Origin of the sequence: Bradyrhizobium sp. PUT101 (genome assembly GCF_052043945.1) — a bacterium.
In the GTDB taxonomy this organism is placed as follows: domain Bacteria; phylum Pseudomonadota; class Alphaproteobacteria; order Rhizobiales; family Xanthobacteraceae; genus Bradyrhizobium.
In genome coordinates this window covers 3,494,552-3,516,127 of record NZ_CP197207.1, presented here as the reverse complement: position 1 = coordinate 3,516,127, position 21,576 = coordinate 3,494,552, and the positions used below count along the sequence as shown (strand labels likewise).

18 protein-coding genes are annotated in these 21,576 nt (G+C 65.1%); 15 read left to right on the top strand and 3 right to left on the bottom strand.

Annotated features, from left to right (window positions below):
• Positions 1–40 precede the first annotated feature (40 nt).
• Positions 41–2,272 carry a CHASE2 domain-containing protein gene (locus ACSHT2_RS17215; protein WP_440642598.1) on the top strand — a complete coding sequence of 744 codons (2,232 nt, stop codon included), beginning with the start codon at positions 41–43 and terminating at the stop codon, positions 2,270–2,272.
• Between the two features lie 203 nt (positions 2,273–2,475).
• Here ACSHT2_RS17215 and ACSHT2_RS17210 read toward each other — a convergent pair whose 3' ends face one another.
• Positions 2,476–4,071 (bottom strand): ABC transporter substrate-binding protein, encoded by a 1,596-nt coding sequence (locus ACSHT2_RS17210; RefSeq protein ID WP_440642597.1) that lies wholly within the window; start codon positions 4,069–4,071, stop codon positions 2,476–2,478.
• A gap of 199 nt (positions 4,072–4,270) precedes the next feature.
• On the opposite strand from ACSHT2_RS17210, the gene ACSHT2_RS17205 reads away from it, so the two are divergent.
• The 11 genes from ACSHT2_RS17205 to ACSHT2_RS17155 all read left to right on the top strand — a co-directional run bounded on the left by ACSHT2_RS17205 (position 4,271) and on the right by ACSHT2_RS17155 (position 17,233).
• Positions 4,271–5,932, top strand: coding sequence for an ABC transporter substrate-binding protein (locus ACSHT2_RS17205; protein ID WP_440642596.1), 1,662 nt, complete (start codon positions 4,271–4,273; stop codon positions 5,930–5,932).
• Positions 5,933–6,157: 225 nt separating this feature from the next.
• Positions 6,158–7,111: an ABC transporter permease gene (locus tag ACSHT2_RS17200; protein WP_440642595.1), complete on the top strand. Its 954-nt coding sequence runs from the start codon at positions 6,158–6,160 to the stop codon at positions 7,109–7,111.
• Between the two features lie 3 nt (positions 7,112–7,114).
• Positions 7,115–8,017, top strand: coding sequence for an ABC transporter permease (locus ACSHT2_RS17195; protein ID WP_440642594.1), 903 nt, complete (start codon positions 7,115–7,117; stop codon positions 8,015–8,017).
• A 197-nt stretch (positions 8,018–8,214) separates the two neighbouring features.
• On the top strand, positions 8,215–9,273 hold the full coding sequence (locus tag ACSHT2_RS17190) for an ABC transporter ATP-binding protein (RefSeq protein WP_440642593.1): 1,059 nt from the start codon (positions 8,215–8,217) through the stop codon (positions 9,271–9,273).
• Complete coding sequence (locus tag ACSHT2_RS17185; protein ID WP_028179607.1) at positions 9,270–9,467, top strand: hypothetical protein; 198 nt, start codon at positions 9,270–9,272, stop codon at positions 9,465–9,467. The genes ACSHT2_RS17190 and ACSHT2_RS17185 overlap by 4 nt, the downstream gene beginning before the upstream one ends.
• Complete coding sequence (locus tag ACSHT2_RS17180) at positions 9,464–10,879, top strand: amidase (protein WP_440642592.1); 1,416 nt, start codon at positions 9,464–9,466, stop codon at positions 10,877–10,879. Before ACSHT2_RS17185 ends, ACSHT2_RS17180 begins: the two co-directional genes overlap by 4 nt.
• A complete protein-coding gene (locus ACSHT2_RS17175; RefSeq protein ID WP_440642591.1) occupies positions 10,876–11,853 on the top strand; it encodes an ABC transporter ATP-binding protein in 978 nt (325 codons plus the stop codon). The genes ACSHT2_RS17180 and ACSHT2_RS17175 overlap by 4 nt, the downstream gene beginning before the upstream one ends.
• A 377-nt stretch (positions 11,854–12,230) precedes the next feature.
• The gene (locus ACSHT2_RS17170) at positions 12,231–13,979 is read left to right on the top strand and encodes a type I secretion system permease/ATPase (RefSeq protein WP_440642590.1); all 1,749 of its coding nucleotides are present in this window, start codon (positions 12,231–12,233) and stop codon (positions 13,977–13,979) included.
• A 10-nt stretch (positions 13,980–13,989) separates the two neighbouring features.
• On the top strand, positions 13,990–15,324 hold the full coding sequence (locus ACSHT2_RS17165) for an HlyD family type I secretion periplasmic adaptor subunit (protein ID WP_440642589.1): 1,335 nt from the start codon (positions 13,990–13,992) through the stop codon (positions 15,322–15,324).
• 82 nt (positions 15,325–15,406) lie between these two features.
• A complete protein-coding gene (locus ACSHT2_RS17160; RefSeq protein WP_440642588.1) occupies positions 15,407–16,876 on the top strand; it encodes an AMP nucleosidase in 1,470 nt (489 codons plus the stop codon).
• An 81-nt stretch (positions 16,877–16,957) separates the two neighbouring features.
• Positions 16,958–17,233, top strand: coding sequence for a DUF1488 family protein (locus ACSHT2_RS17155; protein ID WP_440642587.1), 276 nt, complete (start codon positions 16,958–16,960; stop codon positions 17,231–17,233).
• 35 nt (positions 17,234–17,268) lie between these two features.
• Here the strand turns inward: ACSHT2_RS17155 and ACSHT2_RS17150 are convergent, their stop codons facing one another.
• Positions 17,269–17,751, bottom strand: coding sequence for a CinA family protein (locus ACSHT2_RS17150; protein ID WP_440642586.1), 483 nt, complete (start codon positions 17,749–17,751; stop codon positions 17,269–17,271).
• A gap of 143 nt (positions 17,752–17,894) precedes the next feature.
• On the opposite strand from ACSHT2_RS17150, the gene ACSHT2_RS17145 reads away from it, so the two are divergent.
• Genes ACSHT2_RS17145 through ACSHT2_RS17135 form a run of 3 tightly spaced genes read left to right on the top strand, consistent with a single transcriptional unit; the run spans position 17,895 to position 20,499 of the window.
• Positions 17,895–18,980: an amidohydrolase family protein gene (locus ACSHT2_RS17145; protein ID WP_440642585.1), complete on the top strand. Its 1,086-nt coding sequence runs from the start codon at positions 17,895–17,897 to the stop codon at positions 18,978–18,980.
• Positions 18,977–20,086 carry an amidohydrolase family protein gene (locus ACSHT2_RS17140; protein ID WP_440642584.1) on the top strand — a complete coding sequence of 370 codons (1,110 nt, stop codon included), beginning with the start codon at positions 18,977–18,979 and terminating at the stop codon, positions 20,084–20,086. Before ACSHT2_RS17145 ends, ACSHT2_RS17140 begins: the two co-directional genes overlap by 4 nt.
• Positions 20,086–20,499: a Rieske (2Fe-2S) protein gene (locus tag ACSHT2_RS17135; RefSeq protein WP_440642583.1), complete on the top strand. Its 414-nt coding sequence runs from the start codon at positions 20,086–20,088 to the stop codon at positions 20,497–20,499. The genes ACSHT2_RS17140 and ACSHT2_RS17135 overlap by 1 nt, the downstream gene beginning before the upstream one ends.
• Positions 20,500–20,641: 142 nt before the next feature.
• Here the strand turns inward: ACSHT2_RS17135 and ACSHT2_RS17130 are convergent, their stop codons facing one another.
• On the bottom strand, positions 20,642–21,541 hold the full coding sequence (locus ACSHT2_RS17130; protein ID WP_440642582.1) for a transcriptional regulator GcvA: 900 nt from the start codon (positions 21,539–21,541) through the stop codon (positions 20,642–20,644).
• Positions 21,542–21,576 lie beyond the last annotated feature (35 nt).

The window sequence follows — 21,576 nt, the reverse complement described above, 5'->3', positions numbered from 1 at the left end:
GGAGCTGCCGCCCGCCGCCAAAGCGTGATATCCACCCCCTATGAAACGTCTCAAGATCCTGCGGCGGTGGTTTGCGCGGAAGTTCGGCCTTGCGCGACTGATGTGCCTCGTGCTGCTGGTTCTGTTTGCCGGTGCCCGCCTCTGGGATCCGCCGCCGATCCAGGAATTGCGGCTGCGCACCTTCGACATGTTTCAATTGATCGATCCGCGCCACAAGACGGCGCGGCCGGTCACCATCGTCGACATCGACGACAAGAGCCTCGCCAAGCTTGGCCAGTGGCCGTGGCCGCGCACGCGGATCGCCGACCTGATCCAGAACCTCACCCAGAACGGCGCGGTGGCGATCGGCTTCGACGTGGTGTTCTCTGAGCCCGACCGGCTCAATCCGGATCTGTTCGCGGACCAGATGCGCTATCTCGACGATAGCACCCGTGCCAAGCTGCGGGAGCTGCCGACCAACGACCAGATTCTCGCCGATGCGATCAAGCGCTCGCGCGTGGTGCTGGGCGAGACCGGGCAGCGGGCGATCCCGTCAGAGATCGACAAGACGCTGCCTTTCACCGGCGTCGCGACGGTTGGCGAGGAGGGCGCCGAACGCTTCCTGTTCGAATTCCCCGGCCTGCTCCGCAACGTGCCCGTCATCGAGAAGGTCGCGGCGGGCCGCGGCCTGTTCACCATCAAGACCGAGCGCGACGGCCTGATCCGCCGCGTGCCGATGGTGATGCGCGCCCAGGGCCACATCATGCCCTCGCTCAGCCTCGAGATCCTGCGCGTCGCCACGGGCACGCCGACGCTGCTGATCCGGACCGACAAGACCGGCGTGCGGGCCGTTCGCCTCAAGGGCGTCGAGATTCCGACCGACAAGAACGGTCAGCTCTGGGTGCATTATGCGCGTCAGGACCCTTCGATCTACGTCTCGGCGGCCGACGTCCTCGACAACACCGTGCCGCCCGCCAGGCTCGCCGGCAAGCTGGTGCTGGTCGGCACCTCCGCGGTCGGGCTCAACGACATCAAGACCACGCCGGTGTCCTCGACCATGCCGGGTGTCGAGATCCATGCGCAGGTGCTGGAGAGCCTGCTGAGCGGCGCGGTGATCTCGCAGCCGAACTACGCACTCGGAGTCGAATTGCTGGCCGCGCTCATCATCGGCCTGCTCGTCATCATCTTCACGCCGAATCTCGGTCCCGTGCGCCTCGTGCTCGCGGGTGCGACCTTCGCCGCCATCCTGGTCGGCACGTCCTGGTTCTTCTACGCGCAGTACCGCTACCTCATCGACTTCACCTACCCGCTGCTCTCGACCACGGCGATCTATCTGACGCTGATCTTCGCCAGCTTCGTGCGCGAGCAGCGCCAGCGCGTGCAGATCCGCGGCATGTTCGCGCAATACATGTCGCCGGTGCTGGTCGAGCAGTTGGCCCAGTCGCCGGAAAAGCTCGTGCTCGGCGGCGAGGAGCGCGAGATGACGATCATGTTCTCCGACGTGCGCGGCTTCACCACGATTTCCGAGAGCTACAAGCACGATCCGCAAGGGCTGATCGCACTGATGAACCGCTTCCTGACGCCGCTGACCGACGTGATCATCGAGCGCAAGGGCTACATCGACAAATACATGGGCGACGCCATCATGGCGTTCTGGAACGCGCCGCTCGACGATCCCCAGCACGAGGTCAATGCCTGCGAGGCCGCGATCCAGATGCTGGAACAGATCGACGTGGTCAACAAGGAGCGCGAGCAGGAGGCCGCCGACGGCGGCCACGTCTACATCCCGCTCAATGTCGGCATCGGTCTCAACACTGGTATCGGCGTCGTCGGCAACATGGGCTCCGACCTGAAGAAGAACTATTCCGTGCTCGGCGACAGCGTGAACCTGGCCTCGCGCCTGGAAGGGCAGACCAAGGAATACGGCTTTCCGATCATCGTCGGATCCAGGACCGCGCTCGCGGCCAAGGAGAAGTTCGCGATCCTCGAGCTCGACTTCATCATGGTCAAGGGCAAGACCGAGCCGGAAGTCATCTATGCCATCGCGGGCCGCGAGGACGTGATGCATTCGGGCGCGTTCCAGCGCCTGCGCAACGTCACCATCGAGATGCTCGGCTGCTACCGCAGCCGCAACTGGCAGGGTGCACTGGACGCGATCGAGCGCGGCCGCCGCAGCGAAGACGCCGACACGCTTGAGAAGCTGTTCCGGCTCTACGAAGCAAGGATCAAGGATTTCCAGCTCAATCCACCGCCGGAGGGCTGGACCGGCGCGTATACGCTGCTGACGAAGTAGAGGACGTCAGGTGTGGTTTGAAGGCAGCCACATAAATGGTGTCATCCCCGCGCAGGTGGGGATCCATAACCACAGGGAGAGGTTATGGCGCGAGCTGGTATCTCCAAGTCTTCGCAAAATTACGGTCTGTGGCTATGGATCCCGGGCTCGCGACTATGTCGCGCCCCGGGACGACAGTGGTGTTTGCGGAAGCAGGGCGTCCCTCACTCCACCCCGATCGTCGTCAGATCCTGGAACCAGTGCTGCGCCTGCACGAATTGCTTGATCTTCGGCGACAGCGCGTGCGGGTTGGTGTCGTGGACGACCCAGACCAGTGCGGCATCGTCCACGATCAGCGCATGCGCCTGCGCCAGCAGCTCGTCCTGCTTGGTGGCATCGAAGGTCTGCTTGGCCTCGTCGATCAGCGCATCCACCTTCGGGTTCTTGTAGCCGCCCCAGTTGACGCCGACAGGCGCGATCTGCCCGGAATGGAAGAAGCGGACGATGGCGTAGAGCGGGTCCGAGGTGACATAGGCGATGTTGTTGGCGGTGATGCCGGCGTTCATCTCGTCGGCCGCGCCCTTGCGCCAATGGGTATAGAGCGTCTCGAGCTCGACGACCTTGAAATCGATGTCGATGCCGATCTCCTTGAAGCTCTGCTGCAGGAATTCGTTCATCGGCAGCGACAGCATCTGTCCGGTGCCGCCCTGCGCGATGATGAATGTGGTCTTCAGCGGCTTGGCCTTGGAGTAGCCGGCTTCCTCGACCAGCTTCTTGGCTGCTGCGAGATCATATTTCAGCTCGAAGGTCGGTTTGCCGAACCATGGGCTTGACGGATCGACCTGGCCTTTGGCCGGCTTGGCGAGGCCATTCATCAGGCCGACCACCGCCTCGCGATCGATCGCAAGGTTGAGCGCCTTGCGCAGGCGGATGTCGGTCCAGGGCGAGCCGGGCAGCACGCTGAGATGATAGTTCCAGACATGCGGCGTGACGTTGTCGACGAGCTTCATGCCGGCCGCTTTCAGCTGCGGCACGGCATCCGGCGCCGGCGTCTCGATCAGGTCGACCTGGCCGGCAAGCAACGCATTGGTGCGCGTCAACGCTTCCGGCATCGGCACCAGCACGATCTTGTCGACCTTCGGAATCCGCTTCTTGTTCCAGTAGTCAGGGTTCTTGGTCAGCTCGGCGAGCTCGCGCGGCACCAGCTTGGTCAATTTGAAAGGGCCGGTGCCCGAGGGCTGGCTGGCGAACTTGTCCCAATCCTTGCCGAGCTTTTCATATTGCGCCGGGCTCGACACCAGGAACCACAGCATCTGATACGGGAAGAAGGAATCGACCGTCTTGGTGGTGATTTCCACGGTAAAGTCGTCGACCTTGGCGTAGCTCGCGACGGAGGGCAGGCGGGTCTTCACCTGCGCGCTCTGCCGCTTGTCGAACTGCGGTGCCTTGTCGTTGAGCACCTTGTCCAGATTCCAGATCACCGCATCGGCGTTGAACTCGCTGCCATCGTGAAACTTCACGCCCTTGCGAAGCGTAAAGCGCCACTTGGTCTTGTCGGCATCGTCGACTTTCCATTCGGTGGCGAGCCCCGGCACCAGCTTGCCGGGGCGATCGGCGACGTCCATCTCCCAGGCGACCAGGGGATCGTAGATCGTGTAGGCCGTGAATTGGTAAGCGCCGGCGCCGCGATCGGGCTGGCCTGTCGTCAGCGGGATGTCCGCCATCGAGATGCCGTAACGCACCACCGTTTCGGCGCGCGCCGAGATTGCGGAAACTGCCAGCGCAAGCACGGCGAGACAGGTCGACAGGCGAATACACATAAGTCAAAGCTCCAGGGAGGATCTGGGGCCGAACTTGCAATCTTGATGCCAGAATAGGCAGCGCCCCGATTTCGCCCGTGCGTCATCACAAAGACTTGTCGTCCCGGGGGCAATCTGCAGAATAAGTTTCTCCTTGGCATAGCCATTGCATACCGCTGCATCAAAATTAATCATCGAAAGCCGGAAAAGGATTGAGGCGATGCTTATCAAGAAGAACAAGACCCGCGCGGCGCTGATCGCGCTGTTGGCGCTCGGCAGCGTGGCCGCATGGCCGCGTGCGGTCAGCGCCGAGACCGTGCTGCGCATCGGCATGACCGCTGCCGATATTCCGCGCACCCTGGGTCAGCCCGATCAGGGTTTTGAAGGCAATCGCTTCACCGGTCTCACCATGTACGACGCGCTGACCGGCTGGGACCTGTCCTCCGCCGACAAGGCGAGCGTGGTGATCCCTGGTCTTGCCACCGAGTGGAAGGTCGACGATGCCGACAAGACCAAGTGGGTGTTCAAGCTGCGCCCCGGTGTCACTTTCCATGACGGCTCGCCGTTCAACGCCGATGCCGTCGTGTGGAACGTCGAGAAGGTGCTGAAGCAGGATGCGCCGCAGTTCGACGCCAGTCAGGTCGGCGTCACGGCCTCGCGCATGCCGACGCTGGCCTCGGCGAAGAAGATCGACGACATGACGGTCGAGCTTACCACCAAGGAGCCCGACAGCTTCCTGCCGATCAACCTCACCAACCTGTTCATGGCGAGCCCGGCGAAGTGGCGGGCCTTCTACGACAAGGCCGAAGGCGCCGATGCCAAGGCCAAGTCGCAGGCCGCCTGGACCGCGTTCGCCAAGGACGCTTCGGGCACCGGCCCGTGGAAGATGTCGAGCTTCACGCCGCGCGAGCGGCTCGAGCTGGTCAAGAACGCGAACTATTGGGACAAGGCACGCGTGCCCAAGATCGACAAGATGGTGCTCCTGCCGATGCCGGAAGCGAATGCGCGCACCGCGGCGCTGCTTTCCGGACAGGTCGATTGGGTCGAGGCGCCCGCGCCGGATGCACTGCCCGAGCTCAAGCAGCGCGGCTTCAAGCTCTACGCCAACGAGCAGCCGCATGTCTGGCCGTGGCAGTTCTCGCGCATCGAGGGCTCGCCCTGGAACGACATCCGCGTGCGCAAGGCGGCGAACCTCTGCATCGACCGCGAAGCCCTCAAGGACGGCCTGCTCGCCGGCCTGATGGTGCCCGCGACCGGCACCTTCGAGCCTGGCCATCCCTGGCGCGGCAATCCCAGCTTCCAGATCAAATACGACAAGGCTGCTGCGCAGAAGCTGATGCAGGAGGCCGGCTTCGGCCCCAACAAGAAGCTGACGGTCAAGACGCAGACGTCTGCGTCCGGTTCGGGCCAGATGCAGCCGCTGGCGATGAACGAATATCTCCAGCAGGCGCTGGCCGAATGCTATTTCGACGTGAAGCTCGACGTCATCGAGTGGAATACGCTGTTCACCAACTGGCGCCGCGGTGCCAAGGACCCCTCGGCCAACGGCGCGAACGCGACCAACGTCACCTATGCGGCGATGGACCCGTTCTTCGCCCTGGTGCGCTTCCTGCAATCGGGCATGGCGCCGCCGGTCTCGAACAATTGGGGCTTCATCAACAACCCCAAATTCGACGAGCTGGTGAAGAAGGCGCGGCAGACCTTCGATCCCGCCGCACGTGACGCCGCGCTCGCCGAGCTGCACGCGGCCTCCGTCGACGACGCGGCCTTCCTCTATGTCGCCCACGACGTCGGCCCGCGCGCGATGAGCCCGAAGGTGAAAGGCGTGGTGCAGCCGAAGAGCTGGTTCATCGACTTCTCGCCGGTGTCGATCGCGCCGTGAGGCGGCCCTCACTCTATCACGTCATGCCCGGGCTTGACCCGGGCATCCACGTCTTTCCGCAGCTCAGTCATTCCGGGGCGCACGCAGGGCGAGCCCGGAATCTCGAGATTCCGGCTTCGATGCTTCGCATCGTCCCGGAATGACCGAGCAGGAAGAAACGTGGATGGCCGGGACAAGCCCGGCCATGACGTCCGAGATGTCCATGCGCCAACCTGAGTAACCAACGTGCTCGCCTATATCGCCCGACGCATCGTCTATGTCGTCCCGATCGTCATCAGCGTCGCGCTGGTGTGTTTTCTGCTTGTGCACATCACGCCGGGCGATCCGCTCGTCGCGGTGCTGCCGGCCGATGCCTCGCAGGAGCTCGCCGCGCAGCTCCGCGCCGCCTATGGCTTCGACCGGCCGCTGCCGGTGCAGTTCGGCCTCTGGCTCTTGCGCGCGCTGCATGGCGACCTCGGTAATTCCATCGCGACGGGACGCCCCGTCCTGGCCGAGGTCATGCGCGCGGTCGGCAACACGGTCACGCTCGCGATTGCCGCGGCCATCATCGGCTTCACAATGGGCATCCTGCTCGGCTTGATCGCCGGCTATTTTCGCGAGACCTGGATCGACAAGGTCGCAACGTCCTTTGCCATCGCCGGCGTCTCCGTGCCGCATTACTGGCTCGGCATGCTGCTCGTCATCATCTTCTCGGTCCAGCTGAACTGGCTGCCCGCGGTCGGCGCCGGGCCCGGTGGCTCCAATTCCTGGGCGTGGGACTGGGCGCATCTGAAATATCTGGTGCTGCCGGCGATCACGACATCGGTGATTCCCATGGGCATCGTTACCCGCACGGTGCGCGCCCTCACCGGTGACATTCTCTCGCAGGACTTCGTCGAGGCCTTGCGGGCCAAGGGCCTGCACGAGCGTGGCGTGTTTCGCCACGTCATCAAGAACGCCGCGCCCACCGCGCTGGCGGTGATGGGACTTCAGCTCGGCTACATGCTCGGCGGCTCGATCCTGATCGAGACCGTGTTCTCCTGGCCAGGCTCGGGCTTCCTGCTCAATTCGGCAATCTTCCAGCGCGACCTGCCGCTGCTGCAAGGCACGATCCTGATCCTGGCGCTGTTCTTCGTCTTCCTCAATCTGCTGGTCGACATCGCCCAAGCCGCGATCGACCCGCGCATCAAGCGGGGCTAGCCGATGAGCGAGCTTCCGTTGTCCGCCACCGCCGACGCCGCGCTCCAGGCCGCGCCCGCGACCAAGGCGCGCGGCTACTGGGCGACCGTGGGCCGCCGCATCATGCGCGACAAGGTCAGCATGGCCTGTGCGCTGGTGCTGCTGCTGATCTTCCTCTCCGCGGTCCTTGCGCCGTGGCTGGGTCTCGAAGATCCCTACAAGGGCTCGATGATCCGCCGCCTGCGCCACATCGGCACGGCGGGCTATCCGCTCGGCACCGACGAACTCGGCCGCGACATGCTGGCACGGCTGATCTACGGTGGCCGGCTGTCGCTGGTCATCGGCATCCTGCCCGTGATCCTCGCCTTCTGCATCGGCACCTCGCTCGGCATCATCGCCGGCTATGTCGGCGGCAAGCTCAACACCGCGATCATGCGCACGATCGACGTGTTCTACGCCTTCCCCTCCGTGCTGCTGGCGATCGCGATCTCCGGTGCGCTCGGGGCCGGCATCCTCAATTCCATCGTGTCGTTGACCGTGGTGTTCGTGCCGCAGATCACGCGCGTCGCCGAGAGCGTCACGACAGGCGTGCGCAACATGGACTTCGTCGAGGCTGCGCGTGCCTCCGGCGCCGGGCCCTTCACCATCATGCGCGTGCACATCCTCGGCAACGTGCTCGGTGCAATCTTCGTCTATGCCACGAGCCTGATCTCGGTCTCGATGATCCTGGCGGCCGGTCTGTCCTTCCTCGGTCTCGGCACAAAACCGCCGGAGCCGGAATGGGGCCTGATGCTGAACACGCTGCGTACCGCGATCTACGTCAATCCCTGGGTCGCAGCGTTGCCGGGCGCGATGATCTTCGCGGTCTCGATCTGCTTCAACCTGCTCTCGGACGGCCTGCGCAGCGCCATGGACATCAGGAACTGACGAATGATGATGCAGAAGCACAATGGCGCCGCACGGAAGGTCGTCATGCCCGGGCTTGTCCCGGGCATCCACGTTCTTCGTTCCGCGTGGCAAGGCGTGGATGGCCGGGACAAGCCCGGCCATGACGGCGTGGAGACTTTAGTACCAGCCATATGGGGTTGCCCTGCCCGGATCGGGAAAAGTGTAGGGCGGCTGCCATGAGCGAGAGCACATCTGTCGAAATGCTGGAGCCGGTCGAGGACGTCGGCGGCGTCGCGCAGCCGCTGCTTCAGGTCAACGGCCTGACGAAGCATTTCCCGGTGCGCGGTGGGTTGTTCGCCGCCAAGCGTACCGTGCGCGCCGTCGACAACGTCTCGTTCGCCGTCGCCAAGGGTGAGACGGTCGGCATCGTCGGCGAGTCCGGTTGCGGCAAGTCCACCACCGCGCGGCTGCTGATGCATCTGATGCCGCGCGACGACGGCGACATCATCTATGACGGCATGACCGTCGGCCAGTCGCTGAGCTTGCGCGAATTGCGCCGCGGCATGCAGATGGTGTTCCAGGACTCCTACGCCTCGCTCAATCCGCGCCTCACCATCGAGGAATCGATCGCCTTCGGCCCCAAGGTGCACGGCATGGCCGACGCCACGGCACGTGCGCTCGCGCGCGAGCTGCTCGGCAAGGTCGGCTTGCGTCCGGAAACGTTCGCCAACCGCTATCCGCACGAGATCTCCGGCGGCCAGCGGCAGCGCGTCAATATCGCCCGGGCACTGGCGCTGTCGCCGCGGCTGGTGATCCTGGACGAAGCCGTCTCGGCGCTGGACAAATCCGTCGAGGCGCAGGTGCTCAACCTGCTTGCCGACCTCAAGCGCGAGTTCGGCCTGACCTATCTCTTCATCAGCCACGACCTCAACGTGGTCCGTTACATCTCGGACCGCGTGCTGGTGATGTATCTCGGCGAGGTCGTCGAGCTCGGCCCGGTCGACCAGGTCTGGGACGCGCCTGCCCACCCCTACACGCGCGCCCTTCTCGCGGCGATGCCGTCATCGGACCCGGACAAGCGCACCGAGACGCCGCCGATATCAGGCGATCCGCCCAATCCGATCGATCCGCCGTCGGGCTGCCGCTTCCATACCCGTTGTCCGTTTGCGGAGCCGATCTGCGCAAATGCGACACCAAAGCTCACCGCGCTCGATAGAATGGGCCACGAGGCCGCGTGCTACATGGCTATACCGGGTTCAGGCCATAGCCGCGCGCCCAGGGAGAAGACCGCATGACGAGACCGACACCGAAAGACATCAAGCCGATCGCGCTGGTCGCAGGCGTGCCCGTGGACGACGAGATCGCAACCCGCATCTCCAATGCCATCGGACCTGCCTTCGAGGGCTTCGCGGCCATTGCCGGCACGCTGCCGTTCGACCTCGAGCCCGCCGGCTATGTGCTCGCGCAGACGCAGAAGGTGTCGAAATGAGCACCGAACCCGCATTGATGACGCTCACCGGGGTCGCACGTGCGATCGCGACGAAGCAGCTGTCCTCGCATGAAGTTACGCGCGCGCTGCTGCATCGCATTGCGCAGTGGCAGCCGCACCTCAATGCCTTCATGTCGATCGAGGCGGAGGCTGCGTTGAAAGCGGCGGATGCAGCCGATGCCGAGCTCGCCAAGGGCAATGTCCGGGGTCCCCTGCACGGCGTGCCGCTCGCGCACAAGGATATGTACTACGACGCGGGCCACGTCGCGACCTGTGGCTCGCTGATCCGCCGCGACTTCGTGCCGACCGTGACCTCCACGGCCTTGCAGCGGTTGAAGGACGCCGGCCAGGTCCGCCTCGGCACGTTGCATCTGGCCGAATTCGCGTATGGGCCGACCGGGCACAACGCCCATTACGGACCGGTGCGCAATCCCTGGAACGTCGCGCACATCACCGGCGGCTCCTCGTCGGGTTCCGGCTCGGCGGTCGCCGCGCGCCTGACCTATGCGGCGCTCGGCTCCGACACCGGCGGCTCGATCCGCATGCCCGCGCATTTCTGCGGCGTCACCGGTCTCAAGACCACGGTGGGCCGCGTCAGCCGTGCCGGCGCGATGCCGCTGTCGCAATCGCTCGACACCGTCGGCCCGCTGGCGCGCACTGCCGAGGATTGCGCGCTGTTGCTGGCGCTGATGGCCGGCCCCGATCCCGCCGATTCGACCTGCAGCCACGAGCCGCTGTCGGACTACGTCGCGGCGACGAAAGGCGCGCTGAAGGGCTTCAAGATCGGCGTCCCTGCGTCCTTCTATGTCGACGATCTCGACAGCGAGGTCGCGCGCGTGCTGGACGAGACCATCGCGGTGCTCAAGCGTGAGGGCGCCGACATCGTCAAGGTCGAGCTGCCGGACCAGCGGCAATTGTCCTCGGCCAGCCAGCTCGTGCTCGCGGCCGAAGCTGCCGCCTTCCACAAGCGCTGGATGATCGAGCGTCCGCAGGACTACGGCGCGCAGGTCCTGATGCGGCTCCAGAACGGCCTCGCCGTTCCCGCCATCACCTATCTCGAGGCGATGCGCTGGCGCGGGCCGGCGCTCGCCGCGCACGACGCCGCGACAGCAGGAGTGGATGCGGTTATCGCGCCGGCCTCGCCCGTGCCGGCGCCGACCATCGAGGAAAGCGATGTCGGCGGCGGCCCGAACGCGCCGGCGCTGCTGCAGCGGCTCACGCTGTTCACCCGTCCGGTGAATTTCCTCGGCCTGCCGTCGCTCACCGTGCCCTCGGGCTTCACCCGAAGCGGCCTGCCGGTCGGCATGCAGCTGATCGGCCGCTCCTTCGACGAAGCGACCTTGCTCACCATCGGCGCGGCCTTCCAGCGCGCCACCGACTATCACGACCGATTGCCGAAACTGCCGTCATGACAAAACTCGTCGAGATCTCGGGCCTCAACATCCGCTTCACCGGCGAGCGCACGGTCTATGCCGTGAACGATCTCAGCCTCTCGCTCGGCAACAGCGAGGTGCTGGGCCTGCTCGGCGAGTCCGGTTCGGGCAAGAGCGTGACACTGCGTGCGCTGATGCGGCTGCTGCCGAAGAAGCGCACGCAGATCACTGGCACGGTCAACGTGCTGGGCCGCGACGTGCTCGCCATGAACGACGAGGAGCTGTCGTCGTTTCGTGGCCAGACCGTGTCGATGATCTTCCAGGAGCCGGCGCTCGCGCTCGATCCGGTCTACACCATCGGCGCGCAGATCGCCGAAAGCGTCGTGCGTCACGAAGGCAAGAGTTTCGCGGAAGGTAGGGCGCGGGCGCTCGAAATGCTCGAGGTCGTGCGCATCCCCTCGGCGAAGCGCCGGCTCGACGCCTATCCGCACGAGATGTCCGGCGGCATGCGTCAGCGCGCGATGATCGCGCTCGCGCTCGCCTGCCGTCCCAAGATCCTGCTGGCGGACGAGCCGACCACCGCGCTCGATGCCACCGTGCAGATCCAGATACTGCTGCTGCTGCGCGAACTGCAGCGCGAGTTCGGCATGTCCGTCATCTTCGTCACCCACGACATCGGCGTCGCCATCGAGATCTGCGACCGCGTCGCGGTGATGTATGCCGGCCAGATCGTGGAGCAGGGCACGCTTCGCGACATCGTCCGCTCGCCGGTGCATCCCTACGCCAAGGGCCTGCTCGCCTCGACCGTCCACGGCGCCAAGCGCGGCGCCCGCCTGGAGACCATTCCCGGCACCCCGCCCTCGCTGGCGGAGAAGCCGCACAATTGCTCCTTTGCTCCCCGCTGCAAGTTCGCAGAGCCGCGCTGCCTGGAACGACTGCCCGCGAATGTCGAGGTCGGACCGGGAAGGGCGGCGAGATGCGTGCTGGCGGAGCCGGTCACCGTGGTGTCATAGTCTCGGATGAGTTGAGCTGGAGCATGATCCGGAAAAGTGTGCAGCGATTTTCCGAAAAGATCATGCTTAAACAACAACCTGAAGCGATGACGATTCATCCCAGTCGCATCGCGCTTTAGCCCCCCGCATTCGGCGGGCCGGAACTTTCAGCCTCGCCATTTTCCCGGAAGAGGCTGAAAGCCTGCAAGAAAAAGCCGCAAGCCTGTGAAATTCCGGACTTGCGCGGGAGGCCATCAGGGGTAGATGTGGCCCATCAGGGCTCTGGATGAACTCGGCTGCGTTGGACGCCGGGCGAACACGATGTTAATCCGGAACGAGTACCCTGAATTGCCCGTGAAATCAGGGGCCTCGCCCCCTAGCCGAAAGAGATCAGACTGATGGCAGCCATCCCTGGCGTCCGCCGTTCAGAGCTCGGTGACGCCTTGCGCGCTTGTCGCACGGCATTCATCGGCGTCGGCCTGATGAGCTGCATGATCAACCTGCTCTATCTGACCGGGTCGATCTTCATGCTGGAGGTCTACGACCGGGTGCTGCCGAGCCGCAGCATCCCGACCCTGGTCGGCCTCATCATCCTCGCCAGCTTCCTCTACATGGCGCAGGGCGTGCTCGACATGATTCGCAACCGCATCCTGGGGCGGATCGGTACGTCGCTCGACGAAGCCCTCAACAAGCGCGTGTTCGACACCATCGTGCGACTGCCGCTTCTGGTCGGCAGCCGCAACGAGGGCCTCCAGCCGCTGCGCGATCTCGACAATGTCCGTTCCTTCCTCGGCGGCATGGGCCCGAGCGCGTTCTTCGATCTGCCCTGGCTACCGCTTTATCTCGCCATCTGCTTCGCCTTCCACGTCCTGATCGGCGTCACCGCGCTGGTCGGCGCCATCATCCTGGTCGGCCTGACCCTGGTTACCGAATTCATGTCCCGTCAGCCGGCACGCGAGGCGATGGGGCTCGCCGCCCAGCGCAACGATCTCGCCCAGGCCAGCCGCCGCAACGCCGAGGTGATGGTGTCGATGGGCATGGCGGGACGGATGAACCAGCGCTGGAGCGAAGCCAACGAAAAATATCTTGCCGGCAATCAGCGTGCGAGCGACGTCGCCGGCGGTCTGGGCGCAGTCGCAAAGGTGCTGCGCATGATGCTGCAATCGGCCGTGCTCGCGGTCGGCGCCTATCTCGTCATTCACCAGGAGGCGACGGCCGGCATCATCATCGCCGGCTCGATCCTCGCCGCCCGCGCGCTCGCTCCGGTCGATCTCGCCATTGCGCATTGGAAATCCTTCGTCGCCGCACGCCAGAGCTGGCACCGCCTCACCCGCCTGCTGGAGCAGATGCCGGCGCAGGCGATGCCGACCCAGTTGCAGGCGCCCACCAGCCGCCTCTCGGTCGAAGGCGTCGCCATGGTGCCGCCCGGCGATCAGCGCCTCGTGGTGCAGGACGTCACCTTCGCGCTCGCCGCAGGCAACGGCCTCGGCGTGATCGGCCCGAGCGGCTCCGGCAAGTCGTCATTGATCCGCGCACTGGTCGGGGTCTGGCAGCCGGTGCGCGGCAAGGTGCGGCTCGACGGCGCGGCGCTCGATCAATGGTCGTCCGACATGCTCGGCCGCCACATCGGCTATCTGCCGCAGGACGTCGAACTGTTCGGCGGCACCATCGCGCAGAACATCAGCCGGTTCGATCCCGAGGCGACCTCCGACGCGATCATCGCCGCGGCCAAGGAGGCCGGCGTGCACGAGATGATCATCAAGATGCGCGAGGGCTACAACACGCAGGTCGGCGAGCAGGGCGCCGCGCTCTCCGCCGGCCAGGCGCAGCGCGTGGCGCTGGCGCGCGCGCTCTACGGCAACCCTTTCCTGGTCGTGCTCGACGAGCCCAACTCCAATCTCGACACCGAAGGCGACGAGGCGCTGACCCGCGCCATTCGCTCGGCGCGCGAGCGCGGTGCCATCGTCGTCGTTGTGGCGCACCGCCCGATCGGCGTCGAGGCGGTCGACCAGATCCTGGTGCTGCGCGACGGCCGCATGCAGGCGTTCGGCCCCAAGGAGCAGGTGCTCGCCCAGGTACTGCAGCCGCGCGCGACGCCGCCGGCACCGATCAAGATCGTCAGCGAAGGCGGAGTGGCCAAATCATGAGCACAAAGTCATGAGCACGATGGCCATCGGCGGAGCGAAGCCTGCCGCGAAGAAGACCGTAGGCGACTCCATCAAGTTTCACCTGGTCCTCGGCCTCGCCATCGTGGTGGTCCTGGTCGTCGGCCTCGGCGGCTGGGCGTCGACGGTGCTGATCTCCGGCGCGCTGATCGCGCCGGGGCAGATCGTGGTCGAATCCAACGTCAAGAAGGTGCAGCATCCGACCGGCGGCGTGGTCGGCGAGGTGCGCGCCCGCGACGGCGACCTGGTCAAGGCCGGCGACATCGTGGTGCGGCTCGACGACACCGTCACCAAGGCCAACCTTGCGATCGTCAGCAAGAATCTCGATGCCGCGCAGGCGCGTGCGGCGCGATTGCAGGCCGAGCAGCGCGGTCTCGACAGAATCGAGTTTCCGCAAATGCTGCTCGATCGCGCCAGCGATCCCGACCTCAAGGTGCTGCTCTCGGCCGAAACCAAGCTGTTCGACGTCCGCGTCAACGGCCGCACCGGGCAGAAAGCGCAGCTGCGTGAGCGCATTACGCAGCTCAACGAGGAAATCTCCGGTCTCAGCGCCCAGGAGAAGGCCAAGGACCAGGAGATCGCGCTGGTGCAGAACGAGCTCACCGGCGTGCGCGAGCTCTACGAAAAGCGCCTGGTGCAGATCTCGCGCCTGACCCAGCTCGAACGCGACTCGGCACGTCTCAACGGCGAGCGCGCGCAGTACATCGCCTCGCGCGCCCAGGCCAAGGGCAAGATCACCGAGACCGAGCTCCAGATCATCCAGATCGACAAGGACGTGGTCAGCGAGGTCTCCAAGGACCTGCGCGAGACCAACGACAAGATCGGCGAGCTGATCGAGCGCAAGGTCGCGGCCGAAGACCAGCTCCGGCGCGTGGACATCCGCGCGCCGCAGGACGGCATGGTGCTGCAATCGACCGTGCACACCGTCGGCGGCGTCGTCACCGCCGGCGATACCTTGATGCTGATCGTGCCGCAGGCCGACGATCTCCAGGTCGAGGCCAAGGTCAATCCGGTCGACATCGACAAGCTTCAGATCGGACAAAGGACGCTGCTGCGCCTCTCCGCGTTCAACCAGCGCACCACGCCCGAACTCAACGGCGTCGTGAGCCGCGTCTCGCCCGACGTCACCACCGACCAGCGCACCGGCCAGGGCTACTACACCATCCGCGTCTCGATGCCGGCCGAGGAGGTCGCCCGGCTCGGCGACGTCAAGCTGATTCCCGGCATGCCCGTGGAAGCCTTCGTCCAGACCGGCGACCGCACCATGCTGTCCTATCTGATGAAGCCGCTGCACGACCAGCTGATGCGCGCATTCCGGGAGAAGTGACGCGCGAACGCGCGCCGTCAATGACGACCTGGCTGCCAGTTTGCTATACTGCGATTGCAAACAGCAACCCGGCGGTCGAACAATGCAATCCCCACCCTCCATCGCCACCGAATCCTTCTCCGATGCGGCCGCGGCCGTGGCCCGCCTCGAAGACATCTACGAGCGCAACACCAAGTTCCTGCGCGACCGGTTCGAGGCCTATGTCAATGGCGAGGCCGTCACGACGCGCATGCGGGCCTATTATCCCTTCGTTCGCATCACTACCGCGACGCACGCGCGGCTGGATTCGCGCCTGTCGTATGGCTTCGTCGCCGGCCCCGGCGTGCACGAGACCAGCGTGACGCGACCGGATCTGTTCCGCAGCTACCTCACCGAGCAGATCGGATTGCTGATCCAGAACCACGGCGTGCCCGTCGAGATCGGCGAATCGGCCGAGCCGATCCCGATCCACTTCGCCTATCGCCGCGACATCAATATCGAGGCCGCCATCACCACCAGCGAGAACTCGCTCGTGACGCGATCGTTGCGCGACGCATTCGATGTGCCTGATCTCGCGACGATGGACGATGCGATCGCCGACGGCACCTTCGAGCTCCGGCCGGGTGCGCCCGAGTCGCTGTCCCTGTTCCGCGCCGCTCGCGTCGATTACTCGCTGCGCCGGCTCTATCACTACACCGGCACCGATCCCGAATATTTCCAGAACTTCGTGATCTTCACCAATTACCAGTTCTATGTCGACGCCTTCGCACAACTCTGCCAGCAGCGGCTTCAATCCGGCGAGGCGGGCCTCGACGCTTTCGTTGCGCCCGGCAACGTCATCACGCGCGGCGGCGGCGCGACCACGGGCGTTGTCCCCGCGCGCACACCGCAGATGCCGGCCTTCCATCTGGTCGAGGCTGGCTATCGCGGCATCACGCTGATCAACATCGGCACCGGCCCGTCCAATGCGCGCAACATCACCGACCACGTCGCGGTGCTGCGGCCGCATGCGTGGCTCATGCTCGGCCATTGCGCGGGACTGCGCAACACGCAGCGGCTCGGCGACTACGTGCTCGCGCATGGCTATGTGCGCGAGGACCATGTGCTCGACCGCGAGCTGCCGCCGTGGGTGCCGATCCCGGCGCTCGCCGAGATGCAGGTCGCGCTCGAGGAGGCGGTCGAGGATGTCACGGGCCTCGAAGGTTTCGAGCTGAAGCGCCTGATGCGCACGGGGACGGTGGCGAGCGTCGACAACCGCAACTGGGAGATTTCCGGGCCTGAAGTGATCCGCCGCCTGTCGCAATCGCGCGCGGTCGCGCTCGATATGGAATCAGCCGCCATCGCCGCCAACGGCTACCGTTTTCGCGTCCCCTACGGCACGCTGCTCTGCGTGTCCGACAAGCCGCTGCACGGCGAGATCAAGCTCGCGGGCATGGCCAGCGAGTTCTACCGCCGCCGCGTCGGCCAGCATCTCGAGATCGGCCTCAAGGCGCTGGAGCGGCTCAAGCAGCAGGAATCGGAGCGCCTGCATTCGCGAAAGCTCCGCAGTTTCGCCGAAGTCGCGTTCCAGTAGGTCGGGGCCCCCTTTCCTCCCTGCTGACAAGCCGGAGAATTTTCCGCATTGTCCGCGAGGGGGCTGACCGGGACGCTTGCAATGCCGCTGACGCGCGACAGGATCATCGGCCACGACCTCGAACGGCTGGCCTTCCGCTTCACCATGCTGAACGATGGCGAGGTCGTGCATTGCCAGATCAGCGACGCCGCGATGGACGAGCTCGCGGGCATGCAGGGCACCGAAAGCAGCGCCCGTCAGGCACAGTTCCTGTCCCTGCGCGAGACCATCGAACGCATTGCGTCAGACCTCTACGACGAAGCACCGCGCTTTCACGGCTATGTGGTTCGGATTTTCATGCGGCATTTGGGGCGGTGACGTTGAGCTGTGCCGCGGACACAATTCCCTCACCGTCACCCCTGCAGCTTCCTCAGCAGCAACTTCAGCGCCGTTGCCGCGAACACCTGCATGTTCGCAAACCGGTCGCTGCTGCCCGTCTCCAGCGTCATCACCTCCGCGGCGGGTCCCGCGACTGCCATGCAGCTGTGGCCCGCTGCATCGCCATAGCGGTTGCCGGTGGGGCCGGCGGCGCCGGTCTCGGACAGGCCCCAATCGCAATTGAAGCGGCTGCGCATCTGCTCGGCCAGCAACTGCGCGTAAGGCTCCGACGACGACCGAAAACCCTTCATGCCGTCATCCGAAATATCCATCAGCACCCGTCTGGCATCGCGGGTGTAGACCACCGCGCCGCCGAGGTAATAGGCGGAGGCGCCGGGCACCGCGAGCAGGCTGGCCGAGATCAGGCCGCCGGCCGATGATTCCGCAACCGCGATGGTCTGTTTGCGCGCGATCAGTTGGGCCGCGACCTGTTCGGCAATGCCGACGAGCTCTTTCATCCCTAAATCCCCTCATTCCTTCGCAACCGAGCTGCGCCTTCCTAGCATATGCCGGCGGCCCCGGCTGAGTTGCGGACGGCGGGCAGGCCTGCTTGAATGCGGGCACGAGACAAGAATTGACGAGGAAACGTGAAGGAGACGTCATGGCGTCCCTGATCGCCGGCGGGGTGGACTGCGATGTGCATCCGGCCGTGCCGCATCTGACCAGCCTGCTGCCGTACCTGAACGATTATTGGCGCGATCAGGTGACGACGCGCGGCATGGTCGACCTCGTCTCGCAATCCTATCCGCAGAACTCGCCGATTACGTCACGGCCGGATTGGCAGCCCGAGACCGGCAAGCCCGGCGAGCGCCTGGAGGACATGCAGCGGCATGTGCTCGATCCCTTCAAGCTCAAGCATGCCATCTGCAATCCGCTGTACGGCGTGCAGATGGTGTTCTCCGAGGACATGCAGGCTGCATTCTGCCGCGCGCTGAACGACTGGCTGGCGAAGGAATGGCTCGATCGCGACGCGCGGTTGCGTGGCTCTATCGTGATCCCGACGCAAAGCGTCGAGAAGGCGGTCGCCGAGATCGAGCGCTGCGCGCCGGACAGGCGCTTTGTGCAGGTCTTGATGCTCGTGATGGGCGACGTGCCGCTCGGCAAGCGCGCGCTGTGGCCGATCTATGAGGCGGCGGAGCGACTGGAACTTGCCGTCGGCATCCACGCCGGTTCCGCCTATCACAATCCGCCGACCGCCGTGGGATGGGGGTCCTACCACATCGAGGACTATGTCGGTCAGGCCCAGGCGTTCCAGACCCAGCTCACCAGCCTGATCGTCGAGGGCGTGTTCGCCAAATATCCGCGGCTGAAAATGGTGATGCTGGAGTCCGGCGTCTCCTGGATCGCGCCCTATCTCTGGCGGCTGCACAAGTTCTGGCGCGGGGTGCGGATGGAGACGCCCTGGGTCGATCGCGCGCCGCTGGAGATTGTGCGCAGCAACATCCGCTTCTCGTTACAACCATTTGATGCGCCGCCGGAACCAGAGACATTAATTCGCCTGTTTGATCATATGCAGTCGGACGAATTGGTCCTATTCTCCACGGACTATCCGCACTGGCAGTTCGACGGCCAGGACGCGCTGCCCGAAGGTCTGTCCCCCGATCTCGTGCGCAAGATCATGATCGACAATCCGCATGCAACCTATCCCCGCCTGAAAGAACTCCCTCCCAAGGAGGCAAGGCCATGAACATCCAGTTCCGCGAACGAACGGATTCCGTCGCTCCCCTCACCGTGAAGACCGCGATCGCGGACTGCGACATCCATCCGGCACGCGCCACCCGCACCGAGCTCTATCCCTACCTCGCCAAACGCTGGCAGCATCACCTCGAGGTCTACGGCGTCCATGCCTATCAGGGCATGACGGAAGGCCCGCCCTATCCCAAAGCACAGCCCAACGCCTCGCGCCGCGATGCCTATCCGCCGGAAGGCGGGCCGCAGGGCTCCTCGCTGTCTTTCATGCAGAAGCAGCTGCTCGATCCCAACAACGTGCAGCTGGGCGTGCTCAATCCGCTCAACACCGGGCAGGGCATCCGCAATCACGAGCTCTCGGCGGCCCTATGCTCGGCGATCAACGACTGGCAGATCGACAAATGGACGTCCAAGGACAAGCGGCTGAAGGCCTCGATTGTGGTGGGCAACGAGGACGGGCTGTCGGCCGCCGCCGAGATCCGCGAGCGCGCCGGCGACAGGAACTTCGTGCAGGTGCTGCTGCTCAGCCGCAATGTCGAGCCGCTCGGCCAGCGCCGCTATTGGCCGATCTATCAGGCCGCGGAAGAGGCCGGCCTTCCCGTCGGCGTCCACGCCTTCGGCTTCGGCGGCAATCCGATCACGCCGTCGGGCTGGCCGTCCTACTACATCGAGGAGATGGTGGGTCACTCGCAATGCCAGCAATCGGCGCTGGCGAGCCTCGTGCTGGAGGGCGTGTTCGAGCGCTTCCCGAAATTGAAGATGGTGATGATCGAGGCCGGCTTCGGCTGGGCGCCGTCGCTGGCGTGGCGGCTCGACAAGGCCTGGCAGCGGCTCAGGAGCGAGGTGCCGCATGTGAAGCGGCCGCCGTCGGAATACATCCGCGAACAGGTGTGGTGGACGACGCAGCCGATGGAGGATCCGGAGCGGCGCGAGGATCTGTTCGACGTCATCAAATGGATCGGCTGGGATCGGCTCTTGTTCGCGACCGACTATCCGCATTGGGACTATGACGAGCCCTCGCGCGTCTTGCCTGCGGGCGTCAGCGAGGCCAATCGCGAGGCGTTCTACCTCGGCAACGCGAAGAAGCTCTACGGCGTTTCCTGATGGCAAGACACGTCATCGCACCGGTCGACGAGCTTCCGCCGGGCACGCGAAAGTTTCTGGAGATCGACGGGCGGCCGATCGCAATCTTCAACATCAAGGGCGAGTATTTCGGCCTGATGAACCGCTGCCCGCATCAGGGCGCAGCGCTGTGCGAAGGTCCGCTGATCGGGCTGGCGCAATCGAGCAATCCCGGCGAGATCGAGTACACCAAGTTAGGGGAGATCATCCGCTGCCCCTGGCACGGCTGGGAGTTCGACATCCGCACCGGTCAATCCTACTGCGACCCTCGCCGCTTCCGCGTCAAGGCCTATCCGGCCCATGTCGAGCCGGGCGCGAGCGTGGTGAAGGGGCCGTATGTCGCGGAGACGATCCCGGTCAGGATCGAGAGCGACTACGTGGTGGTGGAGTTGTAAGCCAACCGCGCCGTCATTCCGGGGCGCGCGTAGCGCGAGCCCGGAATCCATCGTGCGACAGAAATGGTGGGAGAATGGATTCCGGGCTCGCCTCTTCGAGGCGCCCCGGAATGACATCCGGGCGGGGTAAGATATTGATTTTTCAGGATTTATTTTGCGTTGCAGCGACGATCCATTGCCGGAATGCGGCAAGTTTCGGCGCCTCGCGGCGGCCCTCCAGCGCGACCAGGTAGAACCCGGCATCGGCCGGCAGCGCGATCTTGAAGGGCACAACGAGGCGGCCCTTGGCGATGTCGTCCTGGACGTAGGAGGTCCGTCCCATCGCCACGCCGATGCCGTCGATCGCGGCCTGAATGGTCATGAAGATCATGTCGAAGGTGATGCCGGGCTGCCTTGCGATATCGGCCGGCAGGCCCGCCGCGGTCAGCCACAACCGCCAGTCGTCGCTGTTGGCGTTCGAGGTGTGCAGCAGCGGATGGTTGCGCAGATCCTCAGGCCGTCGCAGCGGCCTGTCGCCGCGCAGCAGTGACGGACTGCATACCGGAAACAGTTCGTCCGCCATCAACCAGTCGGCACGCACGCCCGGCCACTGGCCGCGGCCATAGCGAATCGCGGCATCGACATTGTCGCGCTGGAAGTCGACGAGGCTGGTCGAGGTGGTGATGCGCACGTCGATGCCGGGATGCTGCTCCTGGAAATCGGTAAGCCGCGGCAGCAGCCATTTTGCCGCGAGCGAGGCCAGCGTCGACACGGTCAGCACCTTGTCGTCCTCTTTGCGCAGTAATCGATCGGTGGCGAGCCGGAGGTCGTTGAAGGCGGCTCGGACGCCCGGGAGGTAGTCGCGCGCCTCCGGCGTCAGCGCCAGTGCGCGGTTCTGCCGGATGAACAGGCGGATGCCGAGCTCCTCCTCCAGCCTGCGGATCTGATGGCTGATCGCGGTCTGGGTCACGTTCAGCTCGCTGGCTGCCAGCGTGAAGCTGAGATGGCGCGCGGCGGCCTCGAACGCCCGCAATCCGTTGAGGGACGGCAATCTGGCAGTCATTTGGCAACAGGATACATGACGTTATTTCATGCGAA

Coding starts and splice junctions, on each gene's coding strand:
- ACSHT2_RS17185 (WP_028179607.1), top strand. CDS start 9,270: ATGACGAGACCGACACCGAAAGACATCAAGCCGATCGCGCTGGTCGCA.
- ACSHT2_RS17180 (WP_440642592.1), top strand. CDS start 9,464: ATGAGCACCGAACCCGCATTGATGACGCTCACCGGGGTCGCACGTGCG.
- ACSHT2_RS17155 (WP_440642587.1), top strand. CDS start 16,958: ATGCCGCTGACGCGCGACAGGATCATCGGCCACGACCTCGAACGGCTG.
- ACSHT2_RS17160 (WP_440642588.1), top strand. CDS start 15,407: ATGCAATCCCCACCCTCCATCGCCACCGAATCCTTCTCCGATGCGGCC.
- ACSHT2_RS17215 (WP_440642598.1), top strand. CDS start 41: ATGAAACGTCTCAAGATCCTGCGGCGGTGGTTTGCGCGGAAGTTCGGC.
- ACSHT2_RS17195 (WP_440642594.1), top strand. CDS start 7,115: ATGAGCGAGCTTCCGTTGTCCGCCACCGCCGACGCCGCGCTCCAGGCC.
- ACSHT2_RS17210 (WP_440642597.1), bottom strand. CDS start 4,071: ATGTGTATTCGCCTGTCGACCTGTCTCGCCGTGCTTGCGCTGGCAGTT.
- ACSHT2_RS17165 (WP_440642589.1), top strand. CDS start 13,990: ATGAGCACGATGGCCATCGGCGGAGCGAAGCCTGCCGCGAAGAAGACC.
- ACSHT2_RS17175 (WP_440642591.1), top strand. CDS start 10,876: ATGACAAAACTCGTCGAGATCTCGGGCCTCAACATCCGCTTCACCGGC.
- ACSHT2_RS17135 (WP_440642583.1), top strand. CDS start 20,086: ATGGCAAGACACGTCATCGCACCGGTCGACGAGCTTCCGCCGGGCACG.
- ACSHT2_RS17170 (WP_440642590.1), top strand. CDS start 12,231: ATGGCAGCCATCCCTGGCGTCCGCCGTTCAGAGCTCGGTGACGCCTTG.
- ACSHT2_RS17145 (WP_440642585.1), top strand. CDS start 17,895: ATGGCGTCCCTGATCGCCGGCGGGGTGGACTGCGATGTGCATCCGGCC.
- ACSHT2_RS17140 (WP_440642584.1), top strand. CDS start 18,977: ATGAACATCCAGTTCCGCGAACGAACGGATTCCGTCGCTCCCCTCACC.
- ACSHT2_RS17150 (WP_440642586.1), bottom strand. CDS start 17,751: ATGAAAGAGCTCGTCGGCATTGCCGAACAGGTCGCGGCCCAACTGATC.
- ACSHT2_RS17190 (WP_440642593.1), top strand. CDS start 8,215: ATGAGCGAGAGCACATCTGTCGAAATGCTGGAGCCGGTCGAGGACGTC.
- ACSHT2_RS17205 (WP_440642596.1), top strand. CDS start 4,271: ATGCTTATCAAGAAGAACAAGACCCGCGCGGCGCTGATCGCGCTGTTG.
- ACSHT2_RS17130 (WP_440642582.1), bottom strand. CDS start 21,541: ATGACTGCCAGATTGCCGTCCCTCAACGGATTGCGGGCGTTCGAGGCC.